This is a genomic window from Tessaracoccus sp. OS52 (assembly GCF_020687685.1).
Lineage (GTDB): Bacteria > Actinomycetota > Actinomycetes > Propionibacteriales > Propionibacteriaceae > Arachnia.
The window spans coordinates 182440-195532 of sequence record NZ_JAJEWM010000004.1 but is presented as its reverse complement, the minus strand read 5'-3'; the positions used below and the strand labels follow the sequence as shown (position 1 = coordinate 195532).

Here is a 13093-nt window from a genome sequence, read left to right as displayed (position 1 = left end):
AGTTTGCGTAGCCGATTCGCACCCCCGCCAGACACCCACGCACCGACGGGCCAGACTGGGGCCATGGAGTTCACCGAGGGATCGGCCGCGGTGGCGCCGCTGGTCGACGACGCCATCGACCTGGCCACACGCTGGCGGGAACGGGCAACAGCGCAGGAAACGGCTTTGGAGCGGGCCACCGGGGAGCAACTCGCGCGGCTGCTGGCCGACGAGGCCGGACTGGCGCTGGCCGTGAAGTTCGTGGACGAGGTGGCCCGGCCCGAGGACCCGCGCGCCGCGGCGAAGGCGTTGGCAGGACTCGGCTCGGGAGGGGTCCGCTTCCTGGGGCGGCTCGACCGGCTGCTCCTGCGGGCCGGTTCCCGGGTGGCCCCGTTGGCGCCCCGCGTGGTGGTGCCACTGGCGCGCCGTCGGCTGCGGCAACTGGTGGGGCATCTGGTGGTCGATGCCCGGGACCCTGCCCTGCGTCGCCACCTCGCTGCCGCCCGCCAGGACGGTTTCAGGCTCAACGTGAACCTCCTGGGCGAGGCTGTGCTCGGGGAGGCCGAGGCCGCGTCCCGGGCCCGGCGCATCGTCGCGCTCCTGGATCGCGACGACGTCGACTACGTCTCGGTCAAGGTGTCCTCGCTCGCCTCGCAGATCTCCACCTGGGACACGGCGGGAACCACCACGCGGGTCGTCGAGCGGCTACGGCCGATCTTCCGGGCGGCGAACCGACGCACCCCGCGGTCCTTCGTGAACCTGGACATGGAGGAGTACCGCGACCTCGACATCACCCTGGCGGTCTTCGAGACCATCCTCACCGAACCCGAGTTCGAGCACCTGAGCGCCGGGATCGTGCTGCAGGCCTACCTCCCGGACGCCCTGGCAGCGCTGGAGCGGCTCATCGGCTTCGCCACGCGACGTGCGGCCGCCGGTCACGCCGAGATCAAGATCCGGCTCGTCAAGGGCGCGAACCTGGCCATGGAGCGGGTCGAGGCCGAGGTCCATGGCTGGGCGCAGGCGCCGTACGAGTCCAAGGTCGACGTCGACGCCAACTACCTGCGCCTTGTGGAGCGGGCGCTGCGTCCCGACGCCACCGACGTGCTCCGACTTGGCGTCGCCAGCCACAACCTGTTCGACGTGGCGCTCGCGCATCTGTTGGCGCAGCGTCGTGGCGTCGGGCACCGCCTGGACGTGGAGATGCTGCAGGGCATGGCCCCCGCGCAAGCGCGTGTGGTTGCCGGCGACGTCGGCTCCATGGTTCTCTACACGCCCATCGTGGCGCCCGCGGACTTCGACGTCGCCGTCGCCTACCTGGTGCGGCGCCTGGAGGAGAACGCGCAACCCCAGAACTACCTGCACGCGGCCTTCAACGACACCGTCGGCCCTGACTCACCCATGGCCAGGCAGGAGCGGCTCTTCCGCGAGTCGGTGGCACTGATGGACTCCGCTCCGCTCGGCCCGAGGCGCAGCGCGGAGCGTCCTGAGGTGGGCGACCACTTCGCCAACCAGCCCGACTCCGATCCCGCCATCCCCGCCACCCGCGAGTGGGCCGGTGAGGTGATCATCGGCGACCCCGGCGAACCGACCAGTCCCCTCCTCTCACCAGAGGATGTCGACGGCGTGGTGGCCACCGCCCGCGACGCCGCGCCCGGCTGGGCCGCGCGGACGCCGTCGCAGCGGGCCGCGATCCTGCGCCAGGCTGCCCGCGAACTCGAGTCCCGCCGCGGCGACCTGGTGGCTGCGATGGCTGCCGAGGGCGGCAAGACGATCGACCAGTCGGACCCGGAGGTCAGCGAGGCCGTCGACTTCGCCCGCTACTACGCCGATTCCGCCGAGGCCCTCGCGCCCCGGAGCCCGATGACCGACGGCGCCGCCTTCACCCCACCGCGGGTCACCCTGGTGACGCCGCCGTGGAACTTCCCGGTCGCGATCCCGATCGGGGGGGTGCTGGCCGCGCTGGCGGCGGGCTCGTCGGTGATCATCAAGCCGGCGCACGGGGTGGAGCGCTGCACCGAGATCGCCGTCGAGGCGCTGTGGGCGGCCGGCGTCCCCGACGACGTGCTGCAGGTGGTGCGCTCGGGCGAGGGCGAGGCCGGACGCGCTCTGGTCTCACACCGGGACGTCGACGTCGTGGTCCTGACCGGCGCCATCGAGACGGCGCGGCTGTTCCAGTCCTGGCGGACCGGGCGCGACGGCGGGCCGCGCGTCCAGGCCGAGACCTCGGGCAAGAACGCGCTGGTGATCACGGCGTCGGCGGACCTGGACCTGGCGGTCGCGGACCTGGTCAGGTCCGCCTTCGGCCACGCGGGGCAGAAGTGCTCGGCGGCATCGCTGGGGATCCTCGTCGGGTCGGTGGCGACGTCGCGCAGGTTCCTCCGTCAGCTTCGCGACGCCGTCGCCTCACTGCGCGTGGGGTGGCCGGACGACCTCGGCGCCACCGTCGGCCCCGTCATCGCACCTCCCCGCGGGAAGCTCCTGCGCGCCCTCAAGAAGCTCGATGCCGGGGAGCGCTGGCTGGTGGAGCCGGCGCAGCTCGACGAGACGGGCCGGCTCTGGCGGCCGGGGGTCAAGACCGGTGTGCGCCCCGGCTCGTTCTTCCACCAGACGGAGGCCTTCGGGCCGGTGCTGGGCCTGATGACGGCCAAGGACCTGAACGAGGCCATCGAACTTCAGAACGCCACCCGGTTCGGCCTCACGGGCGGCCTCCACAGCCTCGACGAGGAGGAGATCGCCCAGTGGCTGGACCAGGTGGAGGTGGGCAACGCCTACGTGAACCGGGTCACCACCGGTGCCATCGTCGGACGGCAGCCGTTCGGGGGCTGGAAGGACTCCTCGGTCGGCCCGGGCGCCAAGGCGGGCGGCCCGAACTACGTCGCGAGCCTCGGCACCTGGGCACCGGATGGCCTCCCCGAGTTGCGCCGCACTCCTCCGCCACGGGTGCGCGAGCTGGCCCACCGGCTGGCGCCACTGGTGGCGGGCGCCGCGGAGGCTGAGTGGCTGGAGGCAGCCATCCACAGCGACGCCCACGCCTGGGAGACCGAACTGGGGATCGCGGACGACCCGGCCGGTCTGCTCAGTGAACTGAACGAGTTCCGCTACCGGCCGGTGCCGCTGCTGGTGGTGCACTGCGAGCAGGGCGCCCGCTTCGTCGAGCTGGCGCGCCTGCTCCTGGCCGCGCGGCTGACCGGCACGACGGTGCGGCTCTCGCTCACGCCGTCGGTGGCCGCGGACCTGGACGAACTGCTGGCCACCACCGGCGAGGGCAAGCGGCTGGCCGATGAGCTCGCACCGTTGCGCCGGGTGCCCGAGGAGCCGATCACCGATTGGATCGGGACCGCGGTTCCGGGCACGAGGGTCCGAGGTCTTGGGGACGCGAACCACCTGCACGACGCGCTGGCGGCCCACGGCGTCGAGGTGCTGACCGGTCCGGTGCTGGCGAACGGGCGCCGCGAGTTGCTGTCGGCACTGCGCGAACAGGCTGTCAGCCGGACGCTGCACCGCTACGGTCACGTATCCCCGGAGAAGCAGAGGTGATTCCTCGCTCGCCTGGTGGGACGGCTTGGGCGTCAACAGGCAGGGAGTGCAGCCAGCCCGTCACCTGAGCGCGTCCTCGAGCGGTCGCGCCTCGTGCCCCAGGGCCTCGGCCACGGCCGGGTTGACGACGTTTCCGGCATGGATGTTGAGCCCGAGAGCAAGCGCGCGGTTTCCTCGCATGGCATCCCGCCAGCCGTGTTCGGCGAGCCGCAGGATGTATGGGGTGGTCGAGTTCGTGAGGGCGATCGTCGAGGTGTGCGGCACCGCTCCGGGCATGTTCGTGACGCAGTAGAACGTGGAGCCGTGGACCTGGAAGGTCGGGTCCGCGTGCGTCGTCGGGTGGGAGTCCTCGAAGCAGCCGCCCTGGTCGATGGCGATGTCCACCAGGACCGAGCCCGGCTTCATCTGCGCCACCATGTCGTTGGTGACCAGGCGGGGCGCCCGGCCGCCGGGCACCAGCACCGACCCGATCACGACGTCCGCGGTCTGCACCTCGCGACGGATGGTCAGGTCGTCCGAGGCGAGCTGCCGGACGGATCCCTCCCAGCGCCAGTACGCGTTGCGAAGCTTGTCGAGGTCCGTGTCCAGCAGGGTGACGTCGGCGCACATGCCACGGGCGATGTTGGCCGCGTTCTGCCCGGCGGTGCCGGCGCCGAGGATGACGACCTTTGAGTTGGGGACCCCGCCGATACCACCCAGCAGCCTTCCGGGGCCGCCCTGGGTGGAGGTGAGGTGGAACGCCGCCACCTGCGGGGCGAGACAACCCGCCACCTCGCTCATCGGGTACAGCAGGGGAAGCTGACCGCTGGGCAACTGGACGGTCTCATAGGCGACGGCGGTGGTGCCAGCCGCCAGCAGGGCATCTGCCAGCGCCGGAGCTGCCGCGAGATGCAGGAAGGTGAAAAGGGTGAGGCCCTCGCGCAGGCGTCCGAACTCCTCCTCGACGGGCTCCTTGACCTTGCACACCAGCTCGCAACCCCAGGCCTCGGCAGCGTCCGCGACCTCCGCGCCCACTGCGCGGTAGTCGTCGTCGGGCATTGCCGACCCGGCGCCCGCCCCAGCCTCGATGACAACCTGGTGGCCGTGTCTGACGAGTTCGTTGGCGCCGGCCGGCGTCAGCGCGACGCGGTACTCGTTGTTCTTGACCTCGCGTGGGACGCCGATCCTCATGTTCGCCTTCGCTCCTGGGTTTGCGCTCACACTAGTGCGGCGGCGACGCCTGCGGCCCGAAAGGAAAGAAGATCGTTCGCGTACTCGGCGGCGGTCCGGGGGCTTACGGATGGCGGTGTGGGCGTCACCCCAGGAAGCCCGCCATCAACCCCGCGACGATCGGCACGACGCCCACCAGCACGAAGGCCGGCAGGAAGCAGACCATCAGGGGCATGACCGAGCGCACCCCCACGGCACGCGCCGCCTTCGCGCGCTCCGCCTCCAGCCGTCTGCGCTGGTCCTCCGCGTGCACCCGCAGCGCGTCCACCAGCGAGGTGCCGGATCTGGCCGAACGGGCGACGTCCCTGGCGACGGGCCCCCAGGACGGATCCTCCCGGAGCTGCAACCACGCCTCGGCCTCCGCGCGCCCCAGCCGAAGTTGTCCCGCCACCCCCTCCAGCAGACCGACCGTCGGTTCCGAACTCACCTCGGCCACCGTCTCCACGGCCCGCTGCATGGGGGCTCCCGCCTCGATGCAGGCCGCGAGCAGTTCCAGCGTTCCGGGCAGTTGCATTCCGACGGCAGGGTCCGCCCGTCCTGAGGGCCACAGCCAGCCTGATCCGACCAGGACCAAGGTCCCGGCAGGCGCGGCCAGAGCCGCTCCGACGGGGGTCGGGTCCGCCAGGAGGAGCAGGCCTGCGACAACACCGCCCAGCCACACCCGGCTGCGCAGGGAGGGTGCCTGCGGCTTGCCGCTGAGCAGCATCGCCACCCGACCGGTAGCGGCATCGGCCCCGGAGAGCCGACGGAGGCCGGCATGGGGTGCGGGGAACGCGAGCGTCGCAGCACCCACCATCAGCGCCACTGCGAGAAGGAACCCACTCATCTGCGACCCACCCCCATCGGCGAGCGGGCGATCTTCTCCGTCCAGACCACCCCCGCGGCGGCCAGGGCAAGACCGACGACGAGGAGGACCTGCCCAAGGACCGAGCCGAAGAGGAAGGAGACCGGATCAGCTCCCACCACCGTGCCGAGCCCGATTGCCACCAGCGGCAGCGTCGCCATGATCCGGCCGCTGGCCCGCGCCGCCGACAGCTCGGCCGCCACCACGTCGGCCAGTTGGCGTTCCCGGCGCATCGTTTCGGTGACCTGCGCGACCACCGTCGCAACAGGCGCGCCACTGGATTCGCTCACCCGCCAGGCGGCCGCCAGCTGCGCCATCCCCCGTCGGCCCGGCTCCCCGGCGATCCCCACCAGAGCCCTGCCCGCATCCCCGCCCAGACCCACGGCTGCAGCGGCCGGTGCCAGACAGGGGTTGTCCGCGGCGGCCTCCACCAGTGCCCTCGTCGGAATCTGACCGGCCCGCAGGAGCAGGGCGACGGTGTGCGCCGCCCGGCCCGTCTCGTCCTCTGCAGCAAGCACGTGTCTGGACTGAATCGACTGGCGCACCACCCAGGCAACCGTCGCCACGACGATGCCCACTGCCAGCACCCAGCCCAGGGTCCGGCCACCGAACAGCGCCCACACCCAGGCCAGACCGAAGCCCACCGCCGTCAGGGGCAACCAACGCCTGGCGGCCCCGGCCTGCCGCCGCTGCCGGAGCCTCACCAGGCCCTTGGCCGGGGGTTCCCCGACCAGCACCACCACCGCGAGCGCCACGAGACTGGCGGCAGGCAAAGCTGTCAGCGCAATCATGACAACCCCACCAGGGCGCGCAGTTCCTCGCCGGCCGGCCCCCACGCGGTGACCGGACCGTCGAAGGAGGCCGCCGGCTGCAGTTCCACCAGACCGTCGCGGGCACGGGTGAACAACCCGATCTCGGCCACCCGACGACGGCCGTCGGCGAGCCGGCGAACGTGGATGCCCACGCGCAGTGCCGCAGCCACTTGGGCGTGGCAGGCCTCCCTGCTCAGCCCGCCGAGGGCGGCGAGCGCCTCGAGCCTCGCTGGCACGTCCGTGATCGAGTTGGCGTGGATGGTGCCGCAGCCGCCCTCGTGACCAGTGTTCAGGGCGGTCAGCAGGTCCGAGAGCTCGGCACCGCGCACCTCCCCCAGCACCACCCTGTCAGGACGCATCCGCAACGCCTGGCGCACCAGCTGGGTGAGGGTGATGGCCCCCGACCCCTCGGTGTTGGCGGGCCGGCCCTCCAGCCGGACGCAGTGCGGGTGGTTGGGGGTGAGCTCGCGGGCGTCCTCCACGACCACGATCCGCTCCCCGGCCGGGACGAGGGCCAGCAGCGCCGCCAGCAGGGTGGTCTTGCCGGTGCCCGTCCCTCCGCTGATCAGGAACGGGACCTTGGCAGCCATGATTCCCTCCAGCACCGCCATGCCGTCCGGATTCACGGAGCCGGAAGCGGCCAGGTCAGCCAGTGTGAGTCTCGAACTGGCGGGCACCCGCAGGGAGATACAGGTGCCGGGCGCGGCGACAGGCGCCAGGACGGCATGCAGCCGGGTGCCGTCGGCGAGCCTGCCGTCGACGAACGGCTGGGCGTCGTCGAGTCTTCGTCCGGCTGCCGCGGCAAGCCGAACGGCCAGTCGGCGGACCTGCTGGTCGTCCAGGAACCTCACCCCGGAGCGCTCGAGCCCGCGACCCCTGTCCACGTAGACGTCACGGGCGCCGTTGACCACCACGTCGGAGACCCCGGGCTCGCGCAGCAGTTCCTCCAGCGGTCCCGCCCCCGTGCTGTTTCGGCGCACCGCCTCCATGGTCTGCAGCATCGTCTGGTCGGTCACGACCATCCCCAGCCTGCGCATGGCCATGGCCACGTCCGACGGCGTGTGTTCGCGCCCCAGGGAGCCCAGCTGCGCCTGCAGGTCCTCCAGGTGGTGGTCCTCGATCATCTGCTGATCCCCTCCCACAACCGCTGCGCGTCCCGTCGGAACCTGCGCGCCTGCGCGGATGCCACGCTCCCACCCGACTGCGCCAGCCGCAGCAGGGCCTTGTCGTGCCGGACCTCACCGAGCAGCCCCATTCCCAGGGACTCGGCGACTGCTTCTGCGGGCAGCGTGCGGCCCGGCCCGCTCCGCACCACCAGCCGGGCCGACTCCAGCCCTCGCCGCTCCACCACCATGCGGGCGGAGGCCACCGACGCCACGTCGGCACCAACCACCAGCAACGTCTGCGTCCCATGGGCGTCGAGCCGGGCGTTTCCGGCGGATCCGGCGTCGATGAACACGGCTCCATGGGTGCGTGCTAGGGATCCGAGCACCGCAGCGACCGCCGCCGCGTCGGGGTGGGCGGGGCGGCGTCTGTCCAGAGCCAGGACGTCCACGCCGTCCGTGGAGAGCAGGTGCCCGTCGAGGTCACCCAGCTGACCCTGCGCCTGCCCCAGCCCGTCCCAGCGCAGCCCCTCCCGCGTCTCGGCCCCGAACAGCAGGTCCAGGCCGCCACCGCACTCGGCGAGCTCGACCGCCGCGCTCCGAGTGCCGGCCGCGGCGGCCACCGTCGCCAGCCCGACCACCAGTGAGCTGACTCCCAGCCCGCCGGAGGCTCCCACGACCGCCAGCAGCAAGCCCCCGCTCTCCCCCTGCAGATGCCCCGCGAGCACGTCGGCGAGCTCTGCCGTGGCGTCCGGCAGCGCCAACGCGGGCGCCCGCAGCTGCGCCGACGCCGCGAGCAGACTCTGGTCCGCGACCCCGACCACATAGGTGCCCGCCAACCGTTCCAGCACAGCGGCCCGCGCCGCCATGTCCGAGCCCAGCAGCCTCACGGGCGCAGCAGCCCAGCCACGCCTGAGTTCGTCGCGGTCCTGCACCACCTCAACCTGCACTCCCAGCGCCACTGCGGTGGCGAGCACGGCTTCCGTCAGGGCGGGGTCACGGGTTCCGAGCAGCGCTGGTGGGGCGCTGGCCCCCGTCGTCATGGGTCGTCTCACGTTCCACACTCTGGTCGCCGCTGCGCCCTAAACGTCACTGATACGAATCGGTTGTGGATAACCTGTGGGTGAACAAGTCCCCGAAGCCAGGAAGTCATGACGAAGCAGAACGTTCTCCTACCCGAAGCCGTCAGCTGGCTCACGGTGTGGACGCACGCCCGCAGCCTCACCATCGACGGCGGGGCAGCCATGGCCCGCCGCCTGCGCGACGAGGGCCACACCGTCTTCTCCATGGCTTGGGACGAGGCCACCGTGGTGCGGTTGGACGACGAGCCCGGGATACTCGCCATCTGGGCGCGTCCCGAGGCCATCCCCACCGAACCGTTCCAGTTCGACGTCGTGCTCACCCACCAGAAGTTCCACCAGCTCGACCCCTTGCAGGCCCTCGGTGAGATCGCCCGGGTGCTTCGTCCCGGGGGTTGCCTGAGCGCGTCGTACGTCATCCGCGACGACTCGGTCCCGTGGGTGCGGCGCCTCGCAGCGCTGCTTCGCCACTACGACCCGATGGCCATGAAGGGCGACTACGGTCACCAGAGCCTGGCGGTCCTGGACCATTCCAAGTACTTCCCCGAGGTGGAACAGCGCGCCTTCCGGGTCTGGCAACCCGTTTCGCTGGAGGACCTCCAGGCACTGGTGGCGCGCCAGCCGCTGTCGAAGAACCTGACGGACCAGCAGCGGGAACGGCTGCAGTCCGAAGTCGCGGACCTGTTCACGTCGTCGGTGCGCCCCGGGGAGAACCTGCGGCTCCCGTTCCAGTTGCTGTGCGTGCGGGCCTGGGTCAGCCACGAGGAACTCACGGCGCCCGTTCGCCTCACGGACGACGGCGTCAGGATCCCGATCTGACCCGCCCAGCCCCTTGGCCCCCTAGTCTGGGACCAGACGAAAGGACAAAGATGGACACTCCCGATTACGGCAACGCCTTCCAGGAGTTCCGCGCGGACTTCGCGGAGTTCGTCGAGCGAGAGAAGGAACTGGCTAAGGCCGAGCTCGTCCCGGCCGCCAGGCACGCCGGTATCGGTGGTGCCCTCTTCGGCGGGGTGGGGGTCTTCGCCTTCCACGCCATCTGGATGCTCATCATCGCGCTGGCGCTCGCCGTCGGCTGGCTCCTGGACAGCGTCACCGTCCTGGGCCCGTGGGGTTCGTTGACCATCGGTTTCGTGGTGACGGCCGTGGTGTCGCTGCTGATCGCGTTCATCCTGCTCAAGATCGGGCAGGGCCAGTTCAAGCGCGTCCACGCCCCGGAGGCAACCATCGCCGAGGCCAAGGCCACGATGGCGGCCCTTGCCGACGCCGCCACCGGCAAGCGTGCCGAGGTAGGCGTCACGGTGCGCCCGGTCGAGGAACTCCCCCGCCGCTCCGCCTGAGGCTGGTCAGTCGCGCATGAAGCGCGCCGGGATGTCCACCACCCGGCCCTTGTCCCACTCCTGCTCCCAGCCCGCGAGGTGGAGCGTGAGGTCCAGCAGGTGACCGCTGAAGCCCCAGATGAACATGTCGCCCAGCACCCACGCCGGGCCCACATAGCCCAGGGGGTGCCGGCCACTGACGCGCGCTTCGGGATCCGCCAGTTCCGAGACCGGGACGTCGAAGACCCACTCCACCTCCGCGGGATCGGCGGCGTGCAAGGGCTTGGAACCGTCCCAGGTGCCGACGAAGGGCGTCACGTCGTAGCGGCTCTTGGGCACCCAGGCCACCGGGAGCTGGCCGAGCACCGTGACGAGCGCCGGGTCGAGTCCGACCTCCTCCTGCGCCTCGCGCAGGGCCGCGTGCATGAGGCTCGGGTCGCCCTCCTCCCGGCCTCCGCCGGGGAACGCCACCTGCCCCGCGTGGCTGCGCAGAGTCGAGGCCCGCTCGATGAACGTCAGCCGCGGATCCGGCTCATCGGTGAACAGCAACAGGACCGCCGCGGACCGCACTCCCTGGGGTGCGCGTTCGCGCCATTCCGCGGGGGCGTCGACGCCCTCGCGCAACGAGGAGTGCAAATTGGTGAAGGAGTAGCTCATCTCGCCCCGAAGTTCTCGTCGATCGCCGCGGCGAGGTCGGCCTTCGACTCGAGTACCCCGATGTGACGATCCACGATGACGCCGTTCTCGTCGACGAAGACCGTCACCGGCAGGCCGGGGATGCCGACCGAGGCCTGCAGTGACTTGTCCATGTCCTGCACCTGCGGGTAGTCCCATTCCACAAGTCCGGCGAACTCGATGGCCCAGTCCGCCTGCGGGTCGTTGTAGTTGATTCCCAGGAACCCGACGTCCGTGCGCTCGGCGGACAGCTCCCGAAGGAACGGGGCCTCCTCGCGGCAGGGACCGCACCACTGTGCCCAGAAGTTGACCACCATCGGCCGCCGCTCGAGCCCGGCGAGGTTGACCACGACGTCGGAGCCGAGGCAGGGCAACGCGGTCTGCGGCAGCCCTCCCTCGACGGCCTCAGCTGCGGGATCAGTGGTGGGGCAGTCCGGCAGGCCGTAGCGCAGCCTGAGTTGCTGGAGGTCGACGTCGGACTCAGCCGGAGCTGGAGCCGACGGCGCGGGCGCCGCAGCGGGCCCTGCCGGGGCGGCGCAGCCCGCGAGGATCAGCACCGGCACCAGCGGCGCCAGCAGCCAGCCACCGGCCCAGTGAGGGCCCGAACGGGCGAGTGGGCTCTCAGCCGGCCTCGGCAACTTCCGGTCCGGTGGGCTGTTGCGTCGGCCCCTCATGCCCGCGGCTCCCGGATCAGCAGGATCGCCTGGTCGGGGTCCGTGACGCCCTCACCGAAACTGGGGCAGATGTCAGCGAGCACGCAGGCCCCGCAGGCGGGTTTGCGGGCGTGACAACAACGTCGCCCGTGCCATATCACCCGATGGCACAGCATCACCCACTCCTCGGGCGGGAACAGCTCGGCCACCGCCCGCTCCACTTCGTCGGGCTTCTTGGAGGCCACCCATCCGAAGCGGTTGGCCAGCCGGATCAGGTGCGTGTCCGGCGTGACACCGGGGACTCCGAAGGCGTTGCCGAGTACGACGTTGGCGGTCTTTCGCCCAACGCCGGGCAGCCTGACCAGCTCCTCGAGCGTCCCGGGCACCTGGCCGTCGAACTCGTCGACGATGGCCCGCGACAGCCCGACGATGGCCTTGGTCTTCTGCCGGAAGAACCCCACCGGGCCGATCAGCTGCTCCACCGCTTCCGGTTCAGCTGCAGCCAGGGCTGCGGCATCCGGATAGGCCGCGAACAGCGCAGGCGTCACGGCGTTTACCCGGCGGTCGGTGGACTGCGCGGACAGCACCGTCGCCACCAGCAGTTCGAAGGGCGAGGTGAAGTCCAGTTCACAGCGCGCGTCGGGGTAGGCCACCGAAAGGCGCTCGTTGACCTCCGCGGGCGGTGCGATGCTCACCTAGATCTCAACCATCAATTCCACCTCGACGGGGGCGTCCAGTGGGAGGACTGCCACGCCGACGGCGCTGCGCACATGGGAGCCCTTGCCCGGTCCGAACACATCGACGAGGAGGTCGGAGGCGCCGTTGGCGACCTTGGCCTGGTCGGTGAAGTCGGGGGTGCTGGCAACGTAGACGACGACCCTGTGGATGCTGGAGATCTGATTGATCCCGCCCAGCTTGTCCGAGACGGCGGCGAGAGCGTTCAGCACCGCCGCACGAGCCGCGGCGACGCCGTCGTCCAGGCCCACCTCCATGCCCAGCTTGCCGGTGGCCAGGAGGCCACCGTCCACCAGCGGCAGCTGACCGGAGGTCCAGGCGAGGTTGCCCGAGATGCGCGCAGGGACGTAGGACGCGATGGGCGCCGCGACCTCAGGCAGTGCCAGCCCCATCTCCGCCAGACGCTCCGCAGGCGAGAGCATTCAGCCCTCCTGGACGGGGCGCTTGAAGTACCCCACGAGAGTGTCTGGGTTGGGACCCGGCGCGACCTGCACCAGTTCCCAGCCTTCGGAGCCGAAGTTGTTGAGGATCTGCTGTGCCACGTGGGACAGGATCGGTGCTGTGAAGTACTCCCATTTCTGCATGGCTACAGCCTGCCACCGGGCAGGGCCGCTGCCAAACAGTCCCACGGGCGGACCAGGCGCCAACGCCACTCGGGCGGGCGGTCCGGCCAGAAGAATGTGGTTCAGCTCGCCTTGCCCACGTTCTCCCCGAACTCGACGAGCACCTCATGCCAGGACTCGATGTCCGGCCTGGTGCGCAGGAGATGCCTGCGCTCCCGCTCCGTCATGCCTCCCCACACGCCCCACTCGATGCGGTTGTCCAACGCTTCCGCAAGACACTCCGACCTGACGGGGCAGCCCATGCAGACCGCACGTGCCCTCTTCTGATCCTTGCCCTCCGGGAAGAGTGCATCCGCCATGTCCCGACACTTGGCCTGGAGCGTCCATTCACTGAACTCTGCCAACGACATCCCCGTGCCCTCCTTCGCGCATTGGTACTTCGTTGGAATGACGCTAGCGCATAAGGGTGGCAGCGCAACAGGCCTTTTCTTCAGCTTCGCCCCCGGTCAGGGCGATTTGGGCGATTTCATGGCCGACTGCCTGCCCGATTCCCCCTCCGCAAGCTGACAGCGGCAGCGTCATGCA

14 protein-coding genes are annotated in these 13093 nt (G+C 70.9%); 3 read left to right on the top strand and 11 right to left on the bottom strand.

The annotated features are described in order from the left end of the window. The first annotated feature begins 63 nt into the window (after positions 1 to 63). Complete coding sequence (locus tag LKO27_RS13330) at positions 64 to 3516, top strand: bifunctional proline dehydrogenase/L-glutamate gamma-semialdehyde dehydrogenase (protein WP_227738001.1); 3453 nt, start codon at positions 64 to 66, stop codon at positions 3514 to 3516. 60 nt (positions 3517 to 3576) lie between these two features. Here LKO27_RS13330 and ald read toward each other — a convergent pair whose 3' ends face one another. From ald to ssd, 5 genes are all read right to left on the bottom strand, one after another. After that, positions 3577 to 4686 carry an alanine dehydrogenase gene (gene ald, locus LKO27_RS13325; RefSeq protein ID WP_227738000.1) on the bottom strand — a complete coding sequence of 370 codons (1110 nt, stop codon included), beginning with the start codon at positions 4684 to 4686 and terminating at the stop codon, positions 3577 to 3579. 124 nt (positions 4687 to 4810) lie between these two features. Continuing rightward, complete coding sequence (locus LKO27_RS13320) at positions 4811 to 5551, bottom strand: type II secretion system F family protein (RefSeq protein WP_227737999.1); 741 nt, start codon at positions 5549 to 5551, stop codon at positions 4811 to 4813. Further along, entirely contained in the window at positions 5548 to 6360 is an 813-nt protein-coding gene (locus LKO27_RS13315) for a type II secretion system F family protein (RefSeq protein ID WP_227737998.1), read from the bottom strand. Before LKO27_RS13315 ends, LKO27_RS13320 begins: the two co-directional genes overlap by 4 nt. Next, positions 6357 to 7505, bottom strand: coding sequence for a TadA family conjugal transfer-associated ATPase (locus LKO27_RS13310; RefSeq protein WP_227737997.1), 1149 nt, complete (start codon positions 7503 to 7505; stop codon positions 6357 to 6359). The genes LKO27_RS13315 and LKO27_RS13310 overlap by 4 nt, the downstream gene beginning before the upstream one ends. Continuing rightward, on the bottom strand, positions 7502 to 8539 hold the full coding sequence (gene ssd / locus LKO27_RS13305; RefSeq protein ID WP_227737996.1) for a septum site-determining protein Ssd: 1038 nt from the start codon (positions 8537 to 8539) through the stop codon (positions 7502 to 7504). Before ssd ends, LKO27_RS13310 begins: the two co-directional genes overlap by 4 nt. A gap of 96 nt (positions 8540 to 8635) precedes the next feature. On the opposite strand from ssd, the gene LKO27_RS13300 reads away from it, so the two are divergent. Both LKO27_RS13300 and LKO27_RS13295 read left to right on the top strand, forming a co-directional pair. Then, complete coding sequence (locus tag LKO27_RS13300; protein WP_227737995.1) at positions 8636 to 9382, top strand: class I SAM-dependent methyltransferase; 747 nt, start codon at positions 8636 to 8638, stop codon at positions 9380 to 9382. A gap of 50 nt (positions 9383 to 9432) precedes the next feature. Continuing rightward, positions 9433 to 9903 (top strand): phage holin family protein, encoded by a 471-nt coding sequence (locus LKO27_RS13295; protein ID WP_227737994.1) that lies wholly within the window; start codon positions 9433 to 9435, stop codon positions 9901 to 9903. A 6-nt stretch (positions 9904 to 9909) separates the two neighbouring features. Here the strand turns inward: LKO27_RS13295 and LKO27_RS13290 are convergent, their stop codons facing one another. The 6 genes from LKO27_RS13290 to LKO27_RS13265 form a co-directional block, all read right to left on the bottom strand. Beyond that, positions 9910 to 10539, bottom strand: coding sequence for a CoA pyrophosphatase (locus LKO27_RS13290; protein ID WP_227737993.1), 630 nt, complete (start codon positions 10537 to 10539; stop codon positions 9910 to 9912). After that, on the bottom strand, positions 10536 to 11231 hold the full coding sequence (locus tag LKO27_RS13285) for a TlpA disulfide reductase family protein (RefSeq protein ID WP_227737992.1): 696 nt from the start codon (positions 11229 to 11231) through the stop codon (positions 10536 to 10538). Before LKO27_RS13285 ends, LKO27_RS13290 begins: the two co-directional genes overlap by 4 nt. Continuing rightward, a complete protein-coding gene (gene nth / locus LKO27_RS13280; protein ID WP_227737991.1) occupies positions 11228 to 11905 on the bottom strand; it encodes an endonuclease III in 678 nt (225 codons plus the stop codon). The genes LKO27_RS13285 and nth overlap by 4 nt, the downstream gene beginning before the upstream one ends. Then, positions 11906 to 12367 (bottom strand): RidA family protein, encoded by a 462-nt coding sequence (locus LKO27_RS13275; RefSeq protein WP_227737990.1) that lies wholly within the window; start codon positions 12365 to 12367, stop codon positions 11906 to 11908. Beyond that, on the bottom strand, positions 12368 to 12529 hold the full coding sequence (locus tag LKO27_RS13270) for a DUF4177 domain-containing protein (RefSeq protein ID WP_143939381.1): 162 nt from the start codon (positions 12527 to 12529) through the stop codon (positions 12368 to 12370). A 101-nt stretch (positions 12530 to 12630) separates the two neighbouring features. Further along, positions 12631 to 12918 carry a WhiB family transcriptional regulator gene (locus tag LKO27_RS13265; protein WP_227737989.1) on the bottom strand — a complete coding sequence of 96 codons (288 nt, stop codon included), beginning with the start codon at positions 12916 to 12918 and terminating at the stop codon, positions 12631 to 12633. Between the last annotated feature and the right edge of the window lie 175 nt (positions 12919 to 13093).

Excerpts from the sequence above, each read along its gene's own strand:
- LKO27_RS13300 (WP_227737995.1), top strand. The coding sequence starts at position 8,636 with ATGACGAAGCAGAACGTTCTCCTACCCGAAGCCGTCAGCTGGCTCACG.
- LKO27_RS13330 (WP_227738001.1), top strand. The coding sequence starts at position 64 with ATGGAGTTCACCGAGGGATCGGCCGCGGTGGCGCCGCTGGTCGACGAC.
- LKO27_RS13290 (WP_227737993.1), bottom strand. The coding sequence starts at position 10,539 with ATGAGCTACTCCTTCACCAATTTGCACTCCTCGTTGCGCGAGGGCGTC.
- LKO27_RS13310 (WP_227737997.1), bottom strand. The coding sequence starts at position 7,505 with ATGATCGAGGACCACCACCTGGAGGACCTGCAGGCGCAGCTGGGCTCC.
- LKO27_RS13285 (WP_227737992.1), bottom strand. The coding sequence starts at position 11,231 with ATGAGGGGCCGACGCAACAGCCCACCGGACCGGAAGTTGCCGAGGCCG.
- LKO27_RS13320 (WP_227737999.1), bottom strand. The coding sequence starts at position 5,551 with ATGAGTGGGTTCCTTCTCGCAGTGGCGCTGATGGTGGGTGCTGCGACG.
- LKO27_RS13315 (WP_227737998.1), bottom strand. The coding sequence starts at position 6,360 with ATGATTGCGCTGACAGCTTTGCCTGCCGCCAGTCTCGTGGCGCTCGCG.
- LKO27_RS13270 (WP_143939381.1), bottom strand. The coding sequence starts at position 12,529 with ATGCAGAAATGGGAGTACTTCACAGCACCGATCCTGTCCCACGTGGCA.
- LKO27_RS13265 (WP_227737989.1), bottom strand. The coding sequence starts at position 12,918 with ATGTCGTTGGCAGAGTTCAGTGAATGGACGCTCCAGGCCAAGTGTCGG.
- LKO27_RS13295 (WP_227737994.1), top strand. The coding sequence starts at position 9,433 with ATGGACACTCCCGATTACGGCAACGCCTTCCAGGAGTTCCGCGCGGAC.
- LKO27_RS13275 (WP_227737990.1), bottom strand. The coding sequence starts at position 12,367 with ATGCTCTCGCCTGCGGAGCGTCTGGCGGAGATGGGGCTGGCACTGCCT.
- ald (WP_227738000.1), bottom strand. The coding sequence starts at position 4,686 with ATGAGGATCGGCGTCCCACGCGAGGTCAAGAACAACGAGTACCGCGTC.